The sequence below is a fragment of the Sporosarcina aquimarina genome (assembly GCF_033253705.1).
GTDB lineage: Bacteria > Bacillota > Bacilli > Bacillales_A > Planococcaceae > Sporosarcina > Sporosarcina aquimarina.
Window position 1 is genome coordinate 142,333 of the sequence record NZ_JAUBDH010000007.1, and the last position, 22,586, is coordinate 164,918.

General features: G+C 43.4%; 22 protein-coding genes. 14 read left to right on the forward strand and 8 right to left on the reverse strand.

Annotated elements, in window-relative coordinates; translation table 11 throughout:
• Positions 1–48: 48 nt before the first annotated feature.
• Together QT716_RS12160 and secA2 are read right to left on the reverse strand one after the other, a co-directional pair.
• Positions 49–951 carry an accessory Sec system S-layer assembly protein gene (locus tag QT716_RS12160; protein ID WP_317936331.1) on the reverse strand — a complete coding sequence of 301 codons (903 nt, stop codon included), beginning with the start codon at positions 949–951 and terminating at the stop codon, positions 49–51.
• Entirely contained in the window at positions 948–3,326 is a 2,379-nt protein-coding gene (gene secA2, locus QT716_RS12165; protein ID WP_317936332.1) for an accessory Sec system translocase SecA2, read from the reverse strand. The genes QT716_RS12160 and secA2 overlap by 4 nt, the downstream gene beginning before the upstream one ends.
• A gap of 246 nt (positions 3,327–3,572) precedes the next feature.
• Here secA2 and QT716_RS12170 point away from each other — a divergent pair, with 246 nt between their 5' ends.
• A complete protein-coding gene (locus QT716_RS12170) occupies positions 3,573–4,616 on the forward strand; it encodes a glycosyltransferase family 4 protein (RefSeq protein WP_317936333.1) in 1,044 nt (347 codons plus the stop codon).
• A 144-nt stretch (positions 4,617–4,760) separates the two neighbouring features.
• On the opposite strand, the gene QT716_RS12175 is transcribed toward QT716_RS12170, so the two are convergent.
• Complete coding sequence (locus tag QT716_RS12175; protein WP_317936334.1) at positions 4,761–5,840, reverse strand: LCP family protein; 1,080 nt, start codon at positions 5,838–5,840, stop codon at positions 4,761–4,763.
• A gap of 164 nt (positions 5,841–6,004) precedes the next feature.
• Positions 6,005–6,637: a YigZ family protein gene (locus tag QT716_RS12180; RefSeq protein ID WP_317936335.1), complete on the reverse strand. Its 633-nt coding sequence runs from the start codon at positions 6,635–6,637 to the stop codon at positions 6,005–6,007.
• Positions 6,638–6,783: 146 nt separating this feature from the next.
• Between QT716_RS12180 and QT716_RS12185 the strand changes: the two genes are divergently transcribed.
• The 4 genes from QT716_RS12185 to QT716_RS12200 all read left to right on the forward strand — a co-directional run bounded on the left by QT716_RS12185 (position 6,784) and on the right by QT716_RS12200 (position 9,766).
• Positions 6,784–7,941, forward strand: a complete 1,158-nt coding sequence (locus QT716_RS12185; protein ID WP_317936336.1) for a sensor histidine kinase — start codon at positions 6,784–6,786, stop codon at positions 7,939–7,941.
• A gap of 20 nt (positions 7,942–7,961) precedes the next feature.
• Positions 7,962–8,636, forward strand: a complete 675-nt coding sequence (locus QT716_RS12190) for a response regulator transcription factor (protein ID WP_317936337.1) — start codon at positions 7,962–7,964, stop codon at positions 8,634–8,636.
• A gap of 60 nt (positions 8,637–8,696) precedes the next feature.
• Positions 8,697–9,269 carry a DcrB/PsbP domain-containing protein gene (locus QT716_RS12195; protein WP_317936338.1) on the forward strand — a complete coding sequence of 191 codons (573 nt, stop codon included), beginning with the start codon at positions 8,697–8,699 and terminating at the stop codon, positions 9,267–9,269.
• Between the two features lie 137 nt (positions 9,270–9,406).
• Positions 9,407–9,766, forward strand: a complete 360-nt coding sequence (locus QT716_RS12200) for a hypothetical protein (protein ID WP_317936339.1) — start codon at positions 9,407–9,409, stop codon at positions 9,764–9,766.
• Here QT716_RS12200 and QT716_RS12205 read toward each other — a convergent pair.
• The 3 genes from QT716_RS12205 to QT716_RS12215 form a co-directional block, all read right to left on the reverse strand.
• On the reverse strand, positions 9,735–10,283 hold the full coding sequence (locus QT716_RS12205) for a competence protein ComK (RefSeq protein ID WP_317936340.1): 549 nt from the start codon (positions 10,281–10,283) through the stop codon (positions 9,735–9,737). The genes QT716_RS12200 and QT716_RS12205 overlap by 32 nt on opposite strands.
• Positions 10,284–10,460: 177 nt before the next feature.
• On the reverse strand, positions 10,461–11,624 hold the full coding sequence (locus QT716_RS12210; RefSeq protein WP_317936341.1) for a M20 metallopeptidase family protein: 1,164 nt from the start codon (positions 11,622–11,624) through the stop codon (positions 10,461–10,463).
• Between the two features lie 119 nt (positions 11,625–11,743).
• On the reverse strand, positions 11,744–12,259 hold the full coding sequence (locus tag QT716_RS12215; RefSeq protein ID WP_317936342.1) for an antibiotic biosynthesis monooxygenase family protein: 516 nt from the start codon (positions 12,257–12,259) through the stop codon (positions 11,744–11,746).
• A 246-nt stretch (positions 12,260–12,505) separates the two neighbouring features.
• Between QT716_RS12215 and hemE the strand changes: the two genes are divergently transcribed.
• The 4 genes from hemE to QT716_RS12235 all read left to right on the forward strand — a co-directional run bounded on the left by hemE (position 12,506) and on the right by QT716_RS12235 (position 16,191).
• Complete coding sequence (hemE, locus tag QT716_RS12220) at positions 12,506–13,555, forward strand: uroporphyrinogen decarboxylase (RefSeq protein ID WP_317936343.1); 1,050 nt, start codon at positions 12,506–12,508, stop codon at positions 13,553–13,555.
• 16 nt (positions 13,556–13,571) lie between these two features.
• Positions 13,572–14,501 (forward strand): ferrochelatase, encoded by a 930-nt coding sequence (gene hemH / locus QT716_RS12225; RefSeq protein WP_317936344.1) that lies wholly within the window; start codon positions 13,572–13,574, stop codon positions 14,499–14,501.
• A 26-nt stretch (positions 14,502–14,527) separates the two neighbouring features.
• A complete protein-coding gene (gene hemY, locus QT716_RS12230) occupies positions 14,528–15,949 on the forward strand; it encodes a protoporphyrinogen oxidase (RefSeq protein ID WP_317936345.1) in 1,422 nt (473 codons plus the stop codon).
• Between the two features lie 89 nt (positions 15,950–16,038).
• The gene (locus QT716_RS12235) at positions 16,039–16,191 is read left to right on the forward strand and encodes a hypothetical protein (RefSeq protein ID WP_317936346.1); all 153 of its coding nucleotides are present in this window, start codon (positions 16,039–16,041) and stop codon (positions 16,189–16,191) included.
• A 381-nt stretch (positions 16,192–16,572) separates the two neighbouring features.
• Here QT716_RS12235 and yhfH read toward each other — a convergent pair whose 3' ends face one another.
• Positions 16,573–16,695 (reverse strand): protein YhfH, encoded by a 123-nt coding sequence (gene yhfH / locus QT716_RS12240; protein ID WP_317936347.1) that lies wholly within the window; start codon positions 16,693–16,695, stop codon positions 16,573–16,575.
• A gap of 305 nt (positions 16,696–17,000) precedes the next feature.
• Here yhfH and QT716_RS12245 point away from each other — a divergent pair, with 305 nt between their 5' ends.
• The 5 genes from QT716_RS12245 (at position 17,001) to QT716_RS12265 (ending at position 22,504) form a co-directional block, all read left to right on the forward strand.
• Positions 17,001–17,993 (forward strand): lipoate--protein ligase, encoded by a 993-nt coding sequence (locus tag QT716_RS12245; protein ID WP_317936348.1) that lies wholly within the window; start codon positions 17,001–17,003, stop codon positions 17,991–17,993.
• 124 nt (positions 17,994–18,117) lie between these two features.
• Complete coding sequence (locus QT716_RS12250) at positions 18,118–18,822, forward strand: response regulator transcription factor (RefSeq protein ID WP_317936349.1); 705 nt, start codon at positions 18,118–18,120, stop codon at positions 18,820–18,822.
• Positions 18,819–19,865: a sensor histidine kinase gene (locus tag QT716_RS12255; RefSeq protein ID WP_317936350.1), complete on the forward strand. Its 1,047-nt coding sequence runs from the start codon at positions 18,819–18,821 to the stop codon at positions 19,863–19,865. The genes QT716_RS12250 and QT716_RS12255 overlap by 4 nt, the downstream gene beginning before the upstream one ends.
• Complete coding sequence (locus QT716_RS12260; protein WP_317936351.1) at positions 19,819–20,598, forward strand: ABC transporter ATP-binding protein; 780 nt, start codon at positions 19,819–19,821, stop codon at positions 20,596–20,598. Before QT716_RS12255 ends, QT716_RS12260 begins: the two co-directional genes overlap by 47 nt.
• Positions 20,570–22,504, forward strand: a complete 1,935-nt coding sequence (locus QT716_RS12265) for an ABC transporter permease (protein ID WP_317936352.1) — start codon at positions 20,570–20,572, stop codon at positions 22,502–22,504. The genes QT716_RS12260 and QT716_RS12265 overlap by 29 nt, the downstream gene beginning before the upstream one ends.
• The last annotated feature ends 82 nt before the right edge of the window (positions 22,505–22,586 follow it).

The window sequence follows — 22,586 nt, forward strand, 5'->3', positions numbered from 1 at the left end:
ACAAATAACAAAAACCCCCGCGCAACCGAAGTTGGCGAGGGAGATAAATTATGCGTCTTGTTGAGGGATGCGGATGGTCCAGCGTGAGAAATCTGGATCTTCTTTCGTCACCATATCTTTTGGATAGATGAATGTCCACGGCTTTGTCGTGTTCGCATTGACTGGCAGAGAACCAATATCAAACGAACCGCTTGCGACCATTTCACCGGATGCATCGATTAGCTCTAAAGGCAATTTCTCGATATTGATTTGTTTCGAGTGCCCATTACGGATGAAAACGGATGCAGCAATACTGCCATCGTCTTGTTTCAACACTTGGAAACCTGCGATGTTCACTTCACGCGGCTTCAATTTCGGAAGGTTGCTGACGACTTCTTCCAAAGCTACTTTCTGCTCTGCAGGAAGACCTTTCTCCCATGATTCTTCTAGCTCTAACTTGTGAGGAACCATCGATTGAACGTTGAATGCAAGTGTCCAGTTTTCTGCAGGCGGCTCTTCGACGAAGAGATTGTCCTTAGTGAAAACAAATACCCATGGTCGCGCGCTGCGCGGTGCAATCTCGCCTAATTCGTTCATGTCGAACTGTTGGGAACCGATTGTTTTACCGGCTTCATCCATTAGCATTAATTCAACTTCGCCGACAGAGATGGCTTGGTCAAGTGAAGAACGGAAGAAAGCTTTAACTAAGAAGTCACCAGTTGCGGGCTCGACGTCAATGTCGATTCCAGATAGTGAGATCTGATTCGGTTTAAGCGTTTCTAGTTCGTTTGCAAGAAAGCGGAATACGTATTCCTGTTCTTGCGGCAATTGCCAAGAAGGATGTAGGGATAGCGCTGTTTCGATATCCTCATCACCAGCTGCTGCCGTTGTACCATCCATCAGTTCCTCAGAACCGATTGTGCTGTCTTTACCTGTTTTTGATGTCTTTTTAAACATGGAAAGAAAATTCATGAGTTAACCTCCTCAGTTTGGTGTTCCTGCTGTTCTGTTAGGATTTTCATGAACTGAATAACTTCAGAAGCAATATCCCGTCTTAGTCTTTGATAATGTTTCCCGAAAAGTTCCAACCCTTCACGCTGATAAATTCGCATTGGATCTTCCTGTCCGTAAGAACGGAGTCCAATACCTTCCTTCAAACGTGTCATCACTTCCAAGTGTTTGACCCACATCGAATCGATATGACTCAGCATCACTTGTGGAATAAGTTGGTTCACTTGCTCATTATCCTCAAACGATTGAATGTATGCAACCAATTCGTCAAGTGGTTCTTTGTAAAACTTAACAATTTGGGCTGGTTTTTCGTATGTGCGCAGCAACTCAACCGGCGTTATAAGCATAGAATTCATGACACGTTCAATCCGAGCGAAGTCCCATTGGTCAGGCGTTTCTGCATCTGGACAACTATCGTATACAACAAATTCCATTGTTTCTTTCAACATCGTTTCCAATAGACCCATTACATCATTACGCTCTAATACATTATCGCGGAGACCATACAATACATTACGCTGATCGTTAATGACATCATCCAATTTTAAATTGTATTCGCGCATGGAGTAATGAGAACCTTCTACAATACGCTGCGTGCGCTCAGTCAATTCGTTAACGTCTTTGTTCAGCACGAGGCCGTTTTCGTCTGTCTCTACCTTTTTCTGGTACTTCTCCAGGTCGTCTTTAGCAAATCGGATAAACATATCGTCTTCAAGTGATAAGAAGAATCGTGATTCACCTTTGTCCCCCTGTCGGCCTGAACGCCCGCGCAATTGGTTATCAACGCGACGGCTTTCATGCTTTTCCGTTCCAAGTACGAATAATCCACCGAGATCTTCAACACCTTCACCTAGTACGATGTCGGTTCCGCGTCCGGCCATATTTGTTGCTACAGTAATATGTCCTTTTTGACCCGCATTTGAAATCAATTCAACTTCTTGCTCGACACTTTTCGCATTCAGCAAATTGTATTCAAGTTTGTGCGTATCTAAGTATTCGACGACTTTTTCAGATTGCAAAATCGATGTCGTTCCTACAAGTACAGGTTGTCCGGTTTTATTGCGTTCTGCGACTTCTTTCGCCATTGCCTTGTACTTTTCGTCAATCGTTTTGAACACAAAATCGTCTTGGTCAATACGAACGCGAGGGCGGTTTGTCGGAATTTGAATGACTTGCATATTGTAGACTTCACGGAATTCCTTTTCTTGCGTTTTGGCAGTTCCTGTCATACCGCAAAGACGCGGGTACATCCGGAAGTAGTTTTGAATCGTAATTTGAGCTTGTGCTTTGTTTTCATCTGTAATCGGAAGGTTTTCTTTCGCTTCGATTGCTTGGTGAAGCCCGTCGGAAAGAGTTCGGCCTTCCATAATCCGACCTGTAAACATATCGACCAATTCAATTTTCTGATCACGCACGATATAGTCAACATCACGCTTAAAGATGACTTGTGCCCGAACGGCTTGAATCATATAGTGATAAAGTGTCTGATGATCGAGGTCATATAAGTTATCAACACCAAACGCTTTTTCTACTTTGGTAATGCCGCCTTCAGTGAGTGAGGTTGACTTAGTTTCATCATCAAAGTCAAAGTCTTCACCTTGCTTGAATCGCTTCGCCAGCCGAGCCGCAATCATATGAAGATCTGCATCAGCCTGCATTTTTCCAGCGACAATTAGAGGCGTTTTTGCTTCGTCTATCAAGACGCTGTCAACTTCATCGATAATGGCATAGTGGTAAGGACGCTGAACCTTTTGACTGATATGCTGCGCCATGTTGTCGCGCAAGTAATCAAATCCAAATTCAGTACCAACACCGTAAGTAATATCTGCGTCGTATGCTTCTTTCTTTTCATCGCCTTGCATCATCGGTACATTTAATCCGACAGTAAGGCCGAGGAATCGATGGATTTGTCCCATTTGCTCGAAGTCACGACGAGCAAGATAATCGTTAACCGTAATAATATGAACACCTTTACCTTCTAGTGCACGCACGTAAGAGGGAAGAGAGGCAACAAGTGTTTTACCTTCGCCTGTTGGCATTTCCGCAATATTACCTTCAGTTAGAACCATGCCCCCGATAAGCTGAACTTCAAAGTGACGCATATGAAGTACACGTTTCGAAGCCTCTCGGACTACAGCAAATGCTTCAGGGATAATCGACTCAACAGTTGCCCCTTTTTCAAGACGTTCTTTAAATTCTGCGGTTTTTCCAACGAGCTGCTCGTCTGGCAAATCGACGTAATCAGATTCAATTTTATTTATATGATCCACGACTTTTCGGTATTTCCGAAGCTGTCGGTCACTGGTTTTGTTTGATCGTTTAAAGATGGATAGCATAGAGTAGACGCTCCTTTATTTTGTCCATTACACGGACACTACTCTATTTTATCAAACAAGAGCGTAAAAGACTAGAAGTGGAAAAAAAGGTTGTCGAAAAGAGGAGTAATTGGTGACAATAATGGGTATATCTATAATAAGTATGTGGATTTATAGAAAAGTTGTTTCACAGAGTGCTTTCTTTTTGTTACCGTGTTATAATACGGTAGGCTTAACTTAAAAATGAGATCTACAGGGAGGAAGGACATGTTATTCCTTGCAATGGCTGCTGCATTTATCGGCGCCATCATACTCACTCCACTCGTCATAAAATTCGCATTCCGTATCGGAGCGGTAGATAAACCAAACCACCGGAAAGTTCATGCGGGCATCATGCCGCGCATTGGAGGACTTGCGATATTTGGTGCATTTTTAATCGGATACGCAATTCTTTTACCTAAAGATGAACACGCAGCCGGAATTTTAATTGGTGCTGTGATCATCATTGCGATTGGTTTCTTCGATGATATGCTGGAAATCACAGCGAAAGCAAAAGCATTAGGTCAATTAGTTGCAGCGATTATTGTAATGACCGTTGGAAATCTTCAAATTGATTTTATAAACTTACCATTCCTAGGCCAAATTGACTTTGGATATTTAAGCATACCGATTACGCTGCTTTGGATTGTCGGCGTGACGAACGCCATTAACTTAATTGACGGACTCGATGGACTCGCTGCAGGTGTTTCGACAATTGCACTCATCTCCATTTCAGTCATGGCGTTGATTATGGGGAACACATTCGTACTTGTTACAGCTGCTATCCTTGCAGCAAGTTCACTTGGATTCTTGCTCTTTAACTTTCACCCCGCGAAAATATTTATGGGGGATACAGGGTCACTTTTCCTTGGGTTTATGATTTCAGTGCTGGCACTGCTCGGATTTAAAAACGTAGCAATCGTTTCATTAATCATCCCTATTATTATGCTAGGTGTTCCGATTTCTGATACATTCTTTGCGATTGTTCGACGCATACGCATGAAACAATCGATTACTGCACCAGACAAATCACACTTGCATCACTGTTTACTTCGCGCAGGATTCTCGCATAGACAGACGGTGTTAGTCATTTACGGAATTGCGATTCTCTTCGGAATTGCTGCAGTCTTATTCTCGCAAGCGACAGTATGGGGAGCCATCTTACTCCTTGGCGTAATCCTGCTTGCAATTGAATTGTTCGTCGAAATTATCGGACTCGCTGGTACGAATTACCGACCGATTCTCAACTTAGTCCGCATGATCGGAAAATAATTAGTAAAGGCTGTCCCAGGGAAACTTACTGGGACGGCCTTTTTGTTGTATGCAATTTGTTTTCTGGTAAGAATGTATCTTAGCAGCATTCAGTTTGGTGCAATAAAAAACTGTGCCGAGTTAAGGCACAGTTTACAACGTATGTTAATTCACTTCCGGATCTTCCGATGGGGAAATGACGACACGATTCGATTGTTCTCCGTAATCTTCGTTTGCTTCATCGTTTTCATCGGGTGTTATAGAGGAGATCAATCCAAGATGGGATCGTAAAATCAGCTTCTTCTTATTCAAATCTTCATCTTGCAGCTTCCAATAATATACGCCTGTTGACCAATCATCGTCTCCTTCAAGAGTCAATGTGTCTACAGTGGGCATGCCGCCTTTAGCATACTCTAAAAACGATAACATCTCTTTGTACTGCATATCGGTTTTAATGTTATTTCCAAGGGCTTCAATTACATCACCAAATTTTGTGATCGCAGCAGGGGATTTTGCTTGATCCATCATCGCTTCAATAATCATTTGCTGGCGTTTTCCGCGCTCAATGTCGTTATCCAGCTTTCGTGTTCTGGCAAGAGCAAGTGCGTGACGTCCATCCAGTGTTTGAAGACCTGGCATCAAGTGGATTGTACCTGCGTCAGTTTCGTCTTTTTCAATTCGTTCATAAGGCACATCGACTTCAACGCCGCCAAGAGCATCGACTACATCTATAAACGCATTGAAGTTCGTCTTTACATAGTAGTCGATTGGAATATCTAACATTTCTTCAACAGTTTCGATTGTTGCCTTCGTTCCGCCATATGCATTTGCATGGGTAATCTTATCTTTATATTCCACTTCTGGAATATACACATAGGAATCACGCGGAATACTGAGTAATTTCACGGTCTTTTGCTTGGGATTCAAAGTCGCAACGAGCAAAGCATCAGCACGGCTATTACTATCGCCTTGTTGACGTTCTTCACTGTCGTCCACTCCGATTAGCAATACGGATACGTTGTCTGTCGCGGGTTGGACCTTATTTTCATTTGCAGTTGAATGCGGTGTCCGGTCTTGAATGGGTTCATAAGCACGATCTGCCGCTAATTCTGCCTTTTTATGTAACGATACACCATATGTGGCTACCGCTAAAAAAGCAGCAATCGTTAAAACAAGACCAATCTTCAAAATAGTTCTGCCTTTTGAAGACCTTCTCTTGGCTTTTCTATATTCTTTTCGCTTCATTATTTCTAGCCTCCGTTAATCCGTACTCTATGTCAGACCCCGTCGATAAGGAGTCGATTGCTGTAATTTTACAACAACGGATGTACCTGTCGAATTGGCTGTGGAATTACAAGTTTCTTCAGTTATCAACAGTATACTATTTTTCGGTAGGCACGTACACCTTTTCAGACAGAAAACTCCAAGAACTTCGGTTCATCTTCTGATAGTTCTGCCTGACCGTTGGTTAAATCAGCGATCCAACCTTGAAATTGTTCCACCTCTGAGGTAGGAACGAAGATATACAATGTGACAAGTTCACCATACTCGATTCTGTCAAGCGGCCACTCCGATTGCCTTACTTCGTTTTCCACTTTGCCAAGTGCCGTATAGTCAACAGTCACGATCATTGAACTATGAAGAACCCGTTCAACAATTCCAGCTGCTGCAACTCCTTCAGTTGTCGAACGTCCATATGCACGTATCAGACCGCCGCCTCCGAGCTTGATGCCGCCAAAATAGCGGGTAACCACTACTGTCGTATCTTTCAGTCCTTGCTTTTTTAGTACTTCCAGCATTGGGAAGCCGGCAGTACCAGAAGGTTCACCGTCATCATTCGCTTTTTGGATGTTATCATGTTCTCCTATTAAATAGGCAGAACAATTATGAGTTGCCGAAGCATGTTTTTGTTTGATTTCTTGTATGAATTCTAGCGCTTCTTGTTCTGTTTCAGTACGTTTAACAGAGGCGATAAAGCGTGATTTATTAATTAAAATTTCAGCCTCACCTTGTTGTTTTACAGTCTTATAGTCCATTCTCATTGCAGGCACTCCTTAATCTGTAATACAATTTTAATATCTTATGGGCATTAAGATGCTATACTAAATAAAGTGTATAGTGAATCCATCTCAATCGCAACAAACGATGGCTCTTACAAAGAGATTTTAGCATGGTGGGAGTGAAGACTGTGAATAAGTCGGCAATTGATATTCAAAAGCTTGAAGGTATCTTCGACAGCATGGTAAATGTAATGGATCAATCCAAGAATGACATTTTCATGATTAGTGAGCAAAGCCGTCGCAGTTTTGAATCGATGCAGCGTGAACTTATTCTTGTAAAAGAAGATATTTCCCGGGTAATAACTGAGGGAGATCATCTGGAAGAAATGACACGTCACTCACGTAAAAGACTTGCTGAAGTTTCGAAGAACTTTGTGAACTACACTGAACTAGAAGTTCGAAAAGCGTATGAAGTTGCAAATGACCTCCTTGTTAGACTTTCCGTAAATAGGATGGAAGAAAAACAATTGCGCATTCAACGCGATGACTTGGATCGACGACTTGCAGATCTGCTAGAGACAATTGAACGGGCTGACCAGCTTGTCAATCAGGTTTCTACGGTCGTTACCTATCTTACTTCAGATTTGAAGGACGTAGGGGAAGCGCTTGAGACTGCACGACATAAGCAGGACTTTGCAATCCGTATTATTCAAGCCCAAGAAGAAGAACGAAAACGTGTGTCTAGAGAAATTCATGATGGCCCTGCGCAAATGATGGCCAACGTGCTCATCCGATCAGGACTTGTAGAGAAAGTTTACGAACAAAGAGGACCTGAGCAAGCACGAAGAGAATTCAATGACTTAAAAGAAATGGTTCGAAGCTCATTATATGAGGTAAGGCGAATTATTTATGACCTGCGTCCGATGGCGATTGACGACCTCGGTGTAGTACCTACTTTAAAAAAGTATTTATCAACATTAATGGAGTATGAACCAGATGTACGCATTCACTTTCAAAGCATCGGAGAAGATCGCCGTTTTGAGTCAAGTTTCGAAATTGCAGTATTTCGGTTAGTTCAAGAATCCGTTACGAATGCCATTAAGCATGGGAAAAGCCATGACGTATGGGTGAAAGTTGAATGGCTGCGCGAAACAATGAATGCAATTGTAAAAGATAATGGAATTGGTTTTGATCAGAAACAAGTAAAAGAGAAATCATTTGGTATTATAGGAATGAAGGAGCGTATTGACTTACTGAAAGGTGATTTCAAAATCACATCCGAAGTGGGGAAAGGGACAAGCGTATTCTTTAAAGTTCCATTTAATCCTGATAATTTTGGCAAATAGAAGCTGTGGAGGGAACGAACATGACAAAAATCTTAATCGTAGATGACCATCAATTATTCCGTGAAGGAGTCAAACGTATCCTTGCGTTTGAAGATACATTTGAAATTGTGGCAGAAGGTGACGACGGCAGTGAAGTGTTTTCATTGTACGAAGAGACTAAACCGGATGTAGTTCTGATGGATATCAACATGCCGCGCATGAATGGTATTGAAGCAACGGAACAACTCATGAACAAGTATCCAGAGGCAAAAGTAATTGTACTGTCTATTCATGATGACGAGTCGTACGTTTCCCAGGCATTAAAAACGGGTGCACTTGGTTATATGCTGAAAGAGATGGATGCAGATGCAATCGTTCAAGCGATTAAAGTGGTAGCTGCAGGCGGCTCTTATTTACATCCTAAAGTGACGCACAACTTAGTCACAGAATACCGCAGACTGAGCGAACGCGAATACAAAGGCTCTTTCCATCAGCACGAAATCAGACGTCCGCTTCACTTGTTGACGAAGCGCGAATGCGAAGTCTTGCAATTGTTAACAGATGGACAAAGCAACCGGGCAATTGGAGAGACCTTGTTCATTTCCGAGAAAACTGTTAAAAACCACGTTTCAAGTATCTTGCAAAAAATGAGTGTTAACGACCGAACGCAAGCTGTCGTAACGGCGATTAAAAACGGTTGGGTTGAAGTAAAGTAAGGCATTACTTATAAAAGGACCTCCACCCGGATGGTCCTTTTGCTATGAAGGGAGAACAGTATGAAAAAGATACCAGCATTAATCGGTACAGCTTCACTCGCACTGCTTCTTAGTGCATGTAGTGGCGACGATGATAACAAGTCTGCTTCAGGTTCCATTGACGATGGTGAACGTTCTAATGAGTATGGTTCAATTGACCATGGAGTAAAAGAAGAGGACGGAGAAATCGGCTTTAGTTTAGATGGCGGTTCTGTAGAAGAAGCGGAAAACGTGCCAGAAGAAGAGAAAACAGCGATATTGAAGACGTTCAATCAGTATATTGATACGTTAAATGCAGGACAAGTCGATGAGTATCTCACCACACTTTCAACTGAAAACTATGATTTAGATGAAGAACGGGCTGCTGCGGAAGAAATGTTAGCGAGCGGTGAATTGACTCGAACTCCGGAAGATTTAACGATTGTTAAGTATACCGAAGAAGAAGCTCAACTTTTTTCAACGATGAAAACAGCTATGAAAGTTAAAGAGACGGGTCAAGAGGATGCACGTCAAGGCCGTCAAGTGACGGTGCTGACTAAGCAAGATGGGGATTGGAAAGTGAAAGCAGTTCACTACATCGGTGACCAGGAATAATGAAAACAAACGACAAAAAGCAGTGAATCAGGGATAGGACGTCATGTCCACTGACTCACTGCTTTTTGTGTTGCAATTTTTTCAGATGTGGCATAGAATATAAATAAGAACACTTGTTCGTTATGAGGAGTGATGAGATGCCTGCATTAAAAATGGAAGTTATTCCTTATCTAGAAAATATGATTTACCTGCCTATGATTTTGACCATAGTGGAACGGGATCGAATGCTATTCGAGCAAGGAAATTTCAAATTAAAAAAGCCGTATATTGAACTCTTGGATGACGTCGCTAGGCGAGTGCATAAAGAGCTTGGAAATACGGCGGCTTATTTACGCGGCAATCGGATGTCCGTAGTGAGAGGGAAAATGGATGACATTTTCACGGAATACATTTTTGTCCATGATCGCCAAGAAGACTGTCGTCGATATTTGAATGTACGATTACGTAATCGTACGGAAGAATTGCTTAGTCATTATCTTCGACAATCGGATATCTGAAAGGACCTTCCTGAGCAAAAAATGTTCTGGACTGATGCAGCATACCTTGCTTTTTGTTGAAGTCTTTTTCTAAAAGGGAGGCGAAAGCTAACTGCCGCCACATCGTAGGAGTCGATACATTCAATTTAATTTCATAACCATTCTCCAAGACGACTGTACATCCAACTTCTTCTTCCTGAAAGTCCAAAATCGCATGCGAGGAGATCCACATGTTTTCTTCAGCTTTAGGTGACATGGTTGGTAAAAAGATATAAGGAGTGTTGAACGCGTGTGCAATAACAATCGGTGTTTTATGTCGATTTCCAAGTGCCTGACGTGCAGTCAACGTTCGAGTTTGTAATGAAGCTCCATAAAGTTCACACGTTTTTTTGACGATTTGCAACGGTTTTTTCGGAAGTGTAAACTCCGAATGACGTTCTATCACACGTGTAGATAATTTATAACCTTCCTTAACGGGTTGTAATACTAACGTATCAAAATTAATAACGTAATTAACAGTGCTTTTCCGTGAATGCATCCCATACACTCCTGCTCCTAAGTAATACTTCCTATTATATAGGAACTAGTTCGGAAAGCAATCCTTAAAGAAAGAATTATCAGAAAGAATGTAAAAAAAGCCCTATTGCTGTCGTATATCGGCATCACAATTCAAATGGATGCCGGAAATACAACAAAACAATAGGGCAAATAAGTATTAGTTCTGATAGGAAAGTGCTGCAGCACCAAGTGTTTTGGCAGCTGTTAACATAGAAGTTTCATCAAAATCGAATTTTGGATGATGATGCGGGAAAGCATTTTCAGGCTGCGCACCAGTGAAGAAGAATGTACCAGGTACGTTTTCCAAATAGTAAGCGAAGTCTTCGCCGCCCATTTGAGGAATCGTTTCTATGACTGCTTTTACACCTGGAACTTCTTGTGCAACATCGCGTAAGTACGCTGTTTCTTTCTCATGGTTCACTACTGCGGGATAACCGCGTGTGTATTCGACAGTGATTTCGCAGTCATGCATGAGTGCTGTACCTTTAGCGATTCGCTGAATCTCGGATTCCATAAGATCGCGGATTTCAGGAGAAAACGTGCGGACAGTACCTTGCAAAACTGCTTGATCGGCAATGATATTAAAAGCATTATCTGATACAAACGAACCAATCGACAAAACTGCAGATTGGATGGGGTCAACCCGACGGGATACTAGCTGCTGAAAGTTCGTTACAAGTTGTGAAGCAATTACAATTGCATCTTTTGTTTGGTGAGGGGAAGCGCCGTGGCCGCCTGCACCTTGTACTGTAATTTCGATACGGTCTGCGGCAGCCATAATAGGTCCGCTGACGTATTGAATTGTATTCGGCTCCATCAACGACCATAGATGAGTACCGAAGATGACGTCTACACCTTCTAAACAACCATCTTCAATCATCGAAATTGCGCCGCCTGGTGCATATTCTTCTGCATGCTGGTGGATGAATACATATGTACCAGCAAGTTCGTCTTTTAATTCATGGATGGCTTTTGCAAGCTGTAATAATGTTGCGGTATGACCATCGTGTCCGCACGCATGCATGACACCGTCAACAGTAGATTTATAAGGGACGTCTTTTTGGTCCTGGATCGGCAAGGCATCAAAGTCAGCTCGTAGTGCGACCGTTTTACCCGGTTTGCTGCCTTCAACTCGAGCTACTACGCCATTTTCACCAACATTACTGCGATATTCTACACCTAGGTCTTTATAGAAATCTTGAATATATTTAGCAGTGTTTGTTTCGTGAAATGACACTTCTGGATGTTGATGCAAGTGACGGCGAATGCTTACCATATCGTCAAAAGAGTTGTCGAGAAGTGTGTATAGTTTTTCGTTCATCAGTGAAGCCCCCTTTAATTGAATACAGAATCCAGTATATCAGTGTGTTTTTTAACTCGCAATTGTTTGACAACTATTTTCTGCATAATAAAAAGAGGCGCTGAGCCTCTTGGTTATTATTAGTCCTCATTATGAAGTGAAGTAAATAGTGTAATATAAGGTGCGCTGGTAAATAAATGTACAGTGGGTCCTGCTAAAATATCAGTGCGTGACGTTGCATAGGCCTCTGCGAATGCGGGAGAATTCTTGTTTAGATCGAATGATTTGTTGTCTTCCCACTCCGTTAAAATCACGTACGTGTCGGATCCAATCGGACGCAATAATCGAAAAGCGAGAAAACCTGGAGTTCCAATCATTGCTTCATGATTCTTTATCAAACGATCTTCAAAGATTGGTTTTCCTTCATCTGTAATGGATACGTTGTTCAGTGCAAAGAATCCATGAGGGTGAAGCTGGCCGGACTCAGCAACGACTTCATAGCGATGCGGGGTTTGGAAAACCGTTTTCCCTTCTGTTTCGTGCAAGAGCATTGTCGTCCCGTTACCATGCATTAAAATCATTGACTCGTTCGTATGTTTTTCCTTAATTTTCTCCATGAATTCTGGAGTCCCTTGTGTTGTATAAATATTTGTCATTGTCGTGTCCTCCTTGGCTTATCTGTTCATCTATGTCTTCTTTACTTATTTCCCCGAATCCTGCTCCTAAAACAAACCTTGTCAAAACAATGACGGAATGTGGCACAAATTTATGACATTAGGTGTGTTTCGCTATACATCCCAACCGTTTACGTCTATATTGAAAACGATAAGCAACACGTTAAATAGTTGAAGGATATTCAAAAATAACGGACTTCTGAAAAGAATGAATGGGGGATTTTGTTCATGGCAATCACGAATGATACACTTCTGCGCGCTGCGCGTGGAGAGCATATTGACCACACACCTGTCTGGTACATGCGTCAAGCGGGCAGGTCACAGCCTGAATATCGTAAAATTAAAGAAAAGTATTCACTGGAAGAAATTACACATCAACCAGAACTTTGTGCATACGTTACAAAGTTACCTGTTGACCAATATGGTGTCGATGCTGCGATTCTTTACAAAGATATCGTAACACCATTACCTGGTATGGGAGTCGACGTGCAAATCAAGGCCGGAATCGGACCTGTTATTTCAAATCCGATCCGTTCCGTTGCAGATATCGAAAAGTTGACAGAAACTCATCCAGAAGATGATATTCCGTTCGTACTTGAAACAATCCGTATCCTGACTCAGGAGCAATTGAATGTACCTTTAATCGGATTTGCAGGAGCACCGTTTACACTTGCAAGTTACATGATTGAAGGCGGCCCGTCGAAAAACTACGCACGCACAAAAGCATTGATGGTGTCTGAGCCACAAGCTTGGTTTGCGTTAATGGATAAGCTTGCGGATACGATGATTAAGTATGTGACAGCACAAGTAAATGCGGGTGCAAGTGCCATTCAGCTATTCGACTCATGGGTCGGCGCGTTGAATGTACAGGATTATCGCATCTTCATTAAGCCAGTCATGGAACGTATATTTACAGAACTGCGCAAACTCAACGTGCCTTTGATTACGTTTGGAGTAGGGGCAAGTCACTTAGCAAACGAATGGCACGACCTCCCTGTGGATGTTGTCGGTTTAGATTGGAGACTTTCTATTGAAGAGGCTGGAAAGCGCGGCTTAACAAAGCCACTGCAAGGGAACTTAGATCCGACGATGCTTCTTGCAGACTGGTCCGTAATTGAAGAACGTGCAAAAGTGATTATTGAGCAAGGGGTTGCACACGGCAGCCATATCTTTAACTTAGGACACGGGGTATTCCCGGAAATCGAACCTGCAAAATTGAAAAAGCTTACTGAATTGATCCACACATATAGTGCTGAACTACGTGCAGCAAAAAATTAATCCAGAGGTGAAAGACATGTCAAAACGCACAATGGGACTTTTAGTAATGGCGTATGGAACTCCATATAAGGAAGAAGACATCGAGCCTTACTACACACATATCCGCCGTGGACGCAAACCGGCGCCGGAACAACTTGAAGATTTGAAAAATCGTTATGAAGCTATCGGCGGAATTTCTCCACTAGCGCATATCACAGACGGGCAAGCGCAGGCTCTCTGTGATGCATTAAACCAGTCACAAGATGAGATTGAATTTAAATTGTATGTGGGCTTAAAGCACATTACACCATTCATTGAAGAAGCAGTTGAGCAGATGAGTAATGATGGCATTAAAGAAGCGGTCACTGTTGTATTGGCACCGCACTTCTCAACATTCTCGGTGAAATCATATAATACACGTGCTAAAGAAGAAGCAGACAAATACGGAATTTCTGTAACGTCTGTTGAAAGCTGGTATAAACAGCCGAAATTCTTGAAGTACTGGGAAGAAAAAATCCGCGAAACGTTTGACGGAATGAGTGACGAAGAGCGGGAGAAATCTGTACTCGTGGTTTCTGCACACTCACTGCCGCAAAAAATCCGTGAAGCGGGAGATCCGTATCCAGACCAGCTAGAAGAAACAGCCAAACTTGTTGCGGAAGCAGCTGACGTGAAAAACTATGCGGTAGGCTGGCAAAGTGAAGGACAAACGGGTGAGCCGTGGCTTGGGCCGGATGTTCAAGATCTAACACGTGAATTACACGAACAAAAAGGCTATACATCATTTGTCTACACACCAGTAGGATTTGTTTCGGATCACTTGGAAGTCCTCTTTGACAATGACTATGAGTGTAAAGTAGTTTGTGATGAAATCGGAGCGAACTATCACCGCCCGGCAATGCCAAATACAGATCCATTATTCATTGGTGCCGTTGCAGACGCAGTAATGGATAAAGTAAACGAGTGAGTTTTTGAAAAGGAAGTGTGAAGGAAATGGACGAACAGCGTAAAAAGATTGTCATTGCGGGAGGCGGTATCACGGGTCTTTCTGCGGCATTTTATATGCAGAAACAAATCCGTGAGCAGAATCTTCCAATCGATATTATTCTTGTGGAAGCCACGAATCGACTCGGTGGTAAAATTCAAACAGTCCGTCGCAACGGCTATATTATTGAACGCGGTCCAGATTCCTTTTTGATACGCAAAAAAAGCATGGATCGTCTTGCAGCAGAATTAGGAATTGACGATCAGCTTGTCAAAAATGCAACAGGACAATCTTATGTGTTGTTGAACGATGAATTGCATCCGATACCCGGCGGGTCCATTATGGGTGTCCCAACTGAAGTAGGACCATTTCTCAAAAGTAATCTGTTTTCATTAACGGGTAAGTTACGTGCTGCAGGTGACTTCTTCTTGCCCCGTTCTGAGATTAAGGGCGACCAGTCCCTTGGGAAGTTTTTCCGCCGTCGTTTTGGCAATGAAGTCGTGAACAATCTGATCGAACCGCTATTGTCCGGCGTCTATGCAGGCGATATCGACAATATGAGTATGGAATCGACATTTCCACAGTTCGTTGATGTGGAAGAAAAACACCGCAGTCTTATTTTAGGAATGAAGAAGACACGTCCGAAACCAGAACAGCTGCCTAACAAAGGACATGCTGCGAAAAAAGAAGGCGCGTTCCATACATTTAAAAATGGACTCGAAACGATTGTGGAAGCATTAGAAGCCCAATTGTCAGACGTTAAATTCATTAAAGGTGTTCGCCTAGATGCAATTGAAACAGAAGGCAATCGTACATTTGTGACGTTAAATGAAGGGTCGGTCATTGAAGCAGACGCTGTCGTTTTGACTACCGGACATGCGGTTGCACGTCATTTATTCGAACCTTATGGTATTTTGCAGGAGCTTGGAGAGGTGAAAACATCTTCCGTCGCGACCATTGCCCTGGCCTTCCCTGAAAGTGCTGTTGTCCAAAATGAGCAAGGAACGGGTTTCCTCGTTTCACGAAGCGGCGATTATTCAATTACAGCTTGTACATGGGTGAATCGGAAATGGCCGACAACAACTCCCGATGGAAAAGTGCTGTTGCGCGCATTTGTAGGACGTATTGGCGAAGAAGCAATTGTCGATTTGCCAGATGATGAGATTGAACAAATCGTTCTGAGTGATTTAGGGAAAATCTTTGAAATCAACGGGAAACCTGAGTTCTCAATCGTCACGCGTTGGAAAGACGACCGGCCGCAATACCGAGTCGGACACAAGCAGCTTATTGCGAAAGCGAAAGAGGAGCTGCGGGTTAGATTCCCGAACGTGGAGCTCGCAGGCGCATCCTATGAAGGCGTCGGCTTACCCGACTGTATCGACCAAGGTCAAGCCGCAGCGGATCGCGTTATGCAGCGGTTGATGAATTGAAAAGTATAGTATGCGTTAGATTCCACATGTGCCTGCACTGGCGCATGTGGTATTTTTTTGTGTTGTGCAAGTTTCTGGTGGGCTAGTGCTTGGAGCAATGGGGAATCGGCAAGATAGGGGTGGTTATCGGCATTATCGAGAGGGGAATCGGAAAAATGGGGGCGGGAATCCGTATTATCGCACGGAGAATCGGCAATATGCGAGAATTAATCGGAAAGAGTGAACAATTCAGCTTGATTTAAGGGATTAATTGGTAGCGCTGCGCTTGTTTTTAGTGGGCTAGTGGTTGAGCAATGGGAATCGGCAAGATAGGGGTGGTTATCAGCATTATCGAGAGCGGAATCGGCACCATGGCGGCGTGAATCGGCATTATAGTACGAAGAATCGGCAACATGGGAGAATTAATCGGAAAAAGTGAACAATTCAACCAGGTTTAAGGAATTAATTGGTAGCGCTGCGCTTATTTTTAGTAGGCTAGTATGTCGGACTGTCACAATGAGAATTGCCTTATTTAACAAATTAATTCCACTTAATAACTCTCGCCAACAAAAAAACTGCCGCAGAAGTCAGTGTGTACTGACGTTCTGAGGCAGCCAATCGATCTGGACTATAACAGCAGCTCATTATTCTGAGCATGATGGACAATTGGTTTGGTAGCACTCGTGTTGCTCTTCGAACTGTTCACCGCAAGTTGCACACTGTTTTGGGGGCAGGTTTCTAAAGAATTCCACTACATTTTCAATCATATCTCATCCGCTCCATTCGATTTTTGTATTAGTACTATATTCTCCGTAGGCGAGTGTTATGCAACAGCAAGGTCAAAAAAATTTGAGCTGTTCAGCTCTTTTGTACTAGCACTTCGACTTGTTATTCATAGTGTATTATAACAGATGAGTTTTTGTCAACGGTTTTTGAATAATTTAGAAAAATGGTTCTATTTACTTAGAAATGTCGGGAGCATTTTTACGGCATGCGTGAACTTCCTGTGCTAACAACCTAGGCCAGGTATGATAGAATGACTGTATTAGATTCAAGTGGAGGAGAGAACTTTATGAAATTTGTAGATAACCAAGGCATTACCGATCCGCGCATTAACTTAGCAATCGAAGAGTATGTGTTGAATACAATGGACACGGACGAAGATTCTTACTTGCTGTTCTATATCAACGAACCGTCGATCATTATCGGTAAAAACCAAAATACCGTTGAAGAAATTGATACAGAGTATGTCGACGCAAACGGAATTCACGTTGTCCGCCGACTGTCTGGGGGCGGCGCGGTGTATCATGATAAAGGGAACTTGAACTTCAGCTTCATTACAAAAGACGACGGCCAGTCATTCCGGAACTTTAAGAAATTCACTGAGCCCGTTGTAGATGCACTTGCGAAAATGGGTGTGAAAGCAGAACTTCTAGGCCGGAATGATCTACTTGTCGATGGCAAAAAAGTATCGGGCAATGCTCAATTTGCGACACAAGGCCGTATGTTCAGCCACGGTACGCTCATGTTTGATACAGAAATCGAAGAAGTGGTGAATGCGCTTCGTGTGAAAAAAGACAAAATCGAGTCGAAAGGTATCAAATCGATTCGCAGCCGTGTTACCAACATTTCGGAGTATATGGACAAGCCGATGTCGATTGAAGAATTCAGATTGGAAATTTTGAAATCTGTATTCGATGGCGAAGAGAACATCGAATACAAAGAATTGACGGAGCAAGACTGGGAAAACATCCATCAATTATCCGCTGAGCGCTACGGAAACTGGGATTGGAATTATGGACGTTCTCCTAAATGTAACGTCCAGCACTCCCACCGATTCCCAGTTGGCAGCATTGACGTCCGTCTTCAAGTGGAAAAGGGAACAATCCACGAGGTGCACATCTTCGGTGATTTCTTCGGGATTGGCAGTGTGTCAGAAATTGAAGAACGTCTTGTGGGCTGTCAATATGACCGCGAATCGATTACTGCCGCAGTCAGCACGTTGGATATTCCAAAGCTGCTTGGCGGGATTACCCAAGAAGAATTTGTGAATCTTATTTATTAAATCAAATCTGCAGGATTCCGGCCGTCAATAGACGCACTGGAATCCTGTTTTTTCATGTGTCCGTAAAGACGCGCGAGGGGCAGATGCGGTATACTGGAAGTACTTGTGAAGGAGGCGCGGATCTATGGAAAAACATCGTATTTTTATCGTTGAGGATGATCGTAAAATCGCGGAACTGCTAGCGGATACGCTGAGGAAATACCAGTATGATGTGGCGGTTGCGGAGGATTTCGATCGGATTTCGGATGAATGTTTAGCATTCGATCCTCACCTGATTCTGCTCGACATCAACTTGCCAACCTATGATGGCTATTATTGGTGCCGGCAATTACGGATTCAAACGACTTGTCCGATCCTATTCATTTCTGCACGATCGGGGGATATGGACCAAGTGTTTGCGTTAGAAAATGGCGGTGATGATTTTATCACAAAACCATTCCATTATGATATTGTACTTGCTAAAATACGGAGCCATTTGCGCAGATCGTTTGGTGAATACGCACCTGCTCAATCTGAACGAATTGTGAAATCAGGCATCTTGACGTTATATGCAGAACGTATGGAATTGCAGGCGGGGGAAATTATCGTACCGCTGCAAAAAAAGGAATGTATTATTTTGGAATTGTTAATGGAAGCCGCACCGAAAGTCGTCTCGCGGGAAACACTTCTTGAAGAACTATGGGACGATCAGTCATTTGTCGATGAAAACACGTTGAACGTAAATATTGCACGCGTGCGTAAAAAGTTATCGGATTTCGACATCATTTCAACGATTGACACCGTGCGTGGAGCAGGGTATCGATTTGTACTAGCGACTGAGGAATTATGAACAAATATAAATTATTCATCAGAGAGCACGCTGCGTTTTTACTGTTTCAACTAATCCTGCTGCTATTCATCACGCTGCTCTTTTGGCTCGATGGAGCACGCAATTGGAGTACAGCAATTTATGCGGTTTTGATGGGGATTTTGTTAACATGCGGTTATTTGCTTGCAAAATTTATTACCCGAAGGTCGTTTTATGAAGTGCTCGAGCGAAAGCCGACACGTATGGAGGATGCGCTGATCGGCCGGCCGCAAACACCGGAGCATCGCATAACGGCTCAATATATGCGCAACATGTACAGGCTGTACCACAGTGATGTGCAAAAGCTCGATACCGCGCAGCACCGCCAGTTGCATTTCATCAATCAGTGGGTACATCAGATGAAAACACCGATCTCGGTACTGGGTTTGCTGCTGCAAGAAGAAGAAATTGACCGAAAAAGTTTTCATGAGGAACTCGATCGGCTGCAAGACGGACTGGATGCTGTGCTCGTCAATGCGCGTCTTGAGACTTTCGAGGATGACATGAGAATTGAGCGAGTGGTTTTGGAAGAGCTTGTGCGGCAAGTAGTTACAGAGCATAAACGGTTATTTATTACCAATGGAGTTTTTCCTGAGATCACGGTGGATAAAAACTTTGTCGTTGCAACGGACCGCAAGTGGATGAAAATCATTCTTGGCCAATTCATAACAAATGCTGTGAAATATACGTTTGAAAAAGGGAAGAAAGTATATGTCACTGCGGAGAATATGTCTGACGGTATTCAATTGACTGTTTGTGACGAAGGTATTGGAATTCCTGACACCGATTTGAAACGCGTGACGCGTGCGTTTTTCACTGGGGAAAATGGTCGAAAAACGGGCGAGTCGACAGGGATGGGCTTATATATTGCATCTGAAGTGTGCGGAAGACTTGGGCATACGATGACGATTGAGTCGAAAGTGGACGAAGGAACAGCGGTGACCGTGTTGTTCTCAAATGGAGAGGCGGTAGAAAACGATGGCACGAAAAATCGTCGAATTGACGGAAGTGACGAAAATCTATGAAAGCAAAGTGATGCATCGGGCGCTCAATCGTCTCGACTTTGAGGCGGAAGAAGGAGAGTTCATCGCCATAATGGGACCGTCTGGAAGCGGAAAGACAACGCTGCTCAACTTAATTTCCACGATTGACTTGCCTACATACGGCCGGATTGCGGTCAATGGTGTGGAACCTGAAACACTGAATCAGAATGAGCTTGCACTTTTTAGAAGACGACATCTAGGTTTCGTATTCCAGACCATCAACCTCCTGCAAATGCTGACGGTGGAAGAGAATTTAGTATTGCCGCTGACGCTCGATCGCGTAGCAGTTCCTGAAATGAAACGGAGAATAGCGGAATTGGCGGATAAGTTGTCGCTGAACGATATTTTGTCGAGAAGGCCGGACGAATTATCAGGAGGACAAGCACAGAGGACTGCTGTCGGACGAGCGTTGATACATGAACCGGAACTGATCTTGGCGGATGAACCAACGGGGAATCTGGATTCGAAATCTGCGCGGGATGTGCTGGAATTATTGTCGAAAATCAATAAATCCGCGGGCACGACGATTATTATGGTAACACACGATCCGCTTGCTGCGAGTTATTGTGATCGGGTGTTATTCATCAAAGATGGTGAGTTTTTCAACGAATTGTACAAAGATGAACAGCGTCGGACATTTTTCCAACAAATTTTGAACGTGCTGTCGTTACTCGGAGGAAACGTCAATGACCTTTCGTCAGTTCGCTTACCGTAACGTTGTTCGGAATCGACGCATTTACGCAGCGTTTTTCATGGCCAGTGCCTTTTCCGTCATGGTGTTTTTCTTATACTCCATGCTGCTGTTCCACCCAGCCATGAACGAAGGATTCGTCGAAGAGATTGCAACGAGCGGTATGCTTATGGCGGAATTTGTACTGTTCATCTTCACATTGTTTTTCTTGTTTTACTCCATGCGGGCTTTTTTACAAGCACGCACAAAAGAATTCGGCATTTTGCTGCTGCTCGGTATGGCGCGAAACCAACTGCAGCGGCTGATTTTTTTGGAGACAATGCTGATTGGCAGTGTTGCGATTGTGGCGGGAACTTCTCTTGGCTTCGTATTTTCTAAGTTCTTTCTTATGATTGTGAAAGAGCTGATTCAAGTACCGACGCTTCCTTTTTATTTCACGTGGCAGCCGTTTGCACTCACCATCGGCAGCTTTGCAAGTGTGTTCGTGATCATATCGCTGGTCGCTCCGATGTTCATCCGCACGGGGGAAGTGTACGACTTGCTTCAAGGAGAATCTGCAGAACAAGACGCGTATTCGACATCGAAATGGCGCGCACTAGCGGGAATCGTCTTATTGGCCGTGACCTACACAATGGCAGTTTACGCGACCAATTTGTATGTCATTCGCGTCATTTACTTGCTGCCGGCAGCTGCTGTTCTCGGAACGTACTTCTTCTTCAGCGACTCATTGCCTTACATGATTCAGTTGTTTAGAACACGAAAGCGCTTGTATTGGCGTCCGTTTTGGCTGCTGTCCCTGTCTGAAGGCGTTGTGCGATTAAAAGAAAATGCGCGCATGTTTTTCATCGTCACGATGGTGTCGACACTTGCGTTCATGTCTGTCGGGCTGCTTGCATCGCTCACTTCTTTTGCCAATCAATACCGGGAGATCAATCCTTTAGGGCTCGTTTACAAAAGTTATCCTGGAAATGTGCTTGAACAAATTCATGTTCGTGAACTGACTGATGAACTGAATGAAAAAGACATTGATTACACGGTTGTACCGTTCCGTGTACTGCAGCAGAAGTCTTCATTTACAGACAAAAACGTATCGATTGTGCGTCTATCGAGTATTAACGCACTCGGGTACACGTTTGGTCACGATGCGGTGAATGTGAAGAATGGAGAAGCCTTATTTCTGCCTCAATCCGAGTCGTCATTCGAACAGTTGAAAGACCATTCCGTGAAAACTTCTTTGGAAAAGAGCAATCTGGACGTGACGATTTCAGGTGCGTATCCGTATCGCTTATTTCCGCCAAACGCGATTGGTGCGAATGCTATCGTCATTTCGGATGAAGACTTTGATCGGATATTGATGGGGGAAGACGGTTCGACGGCTTCACTATTCCGATATTATGCATTCAATATCGCAAACTGGCAAGAAACAAAAGATGTCGGCCGTGCGCTTCATGAGGACGAACTGCAGTCCATTTTGCTTGGCGGGGAAACGAACACATTGTTTTCATTCGGCAATCCGGGACTCAATTATTCAATAATCCGGACGACATTTTCCTTGTTACTATTTATGGGGCTTTTGCTCGCAGCTGTACTGTTTCTTGCTGCGGGAAGTTTTGTCTACTTCCGCTTGTATACAACGTTAGACCGTGACCGTCGTCAATTCGACGTGTTGCGAAGAATGGGAATTACAGACAAAGAACTGAAAAAGATTGTCAACCGACAATTGCTTCCACAGTTTTTCATCCCGTGGGGAGTGGCGTTCATTCACACGGCATTTGCGTTTTTGGCGCTTCAAGTCATTTGGGACGCTCTTGCAGAAATATCCATAGTGACAGAGTTAACGCTCGTATTAGGCGGGTTTGCGATTTTACAGATCTCCTATTTCTATCTGATTCGCTGGCGCTACTTGTCTCACATTCGGACACCGGAATAATCCCGGTGTCTTTTTGTTTTCCTGGAAAAGTATTTCAAAAGCAAACTATCGAAAAATAAAGGCTATTGAATTATTTAAATTT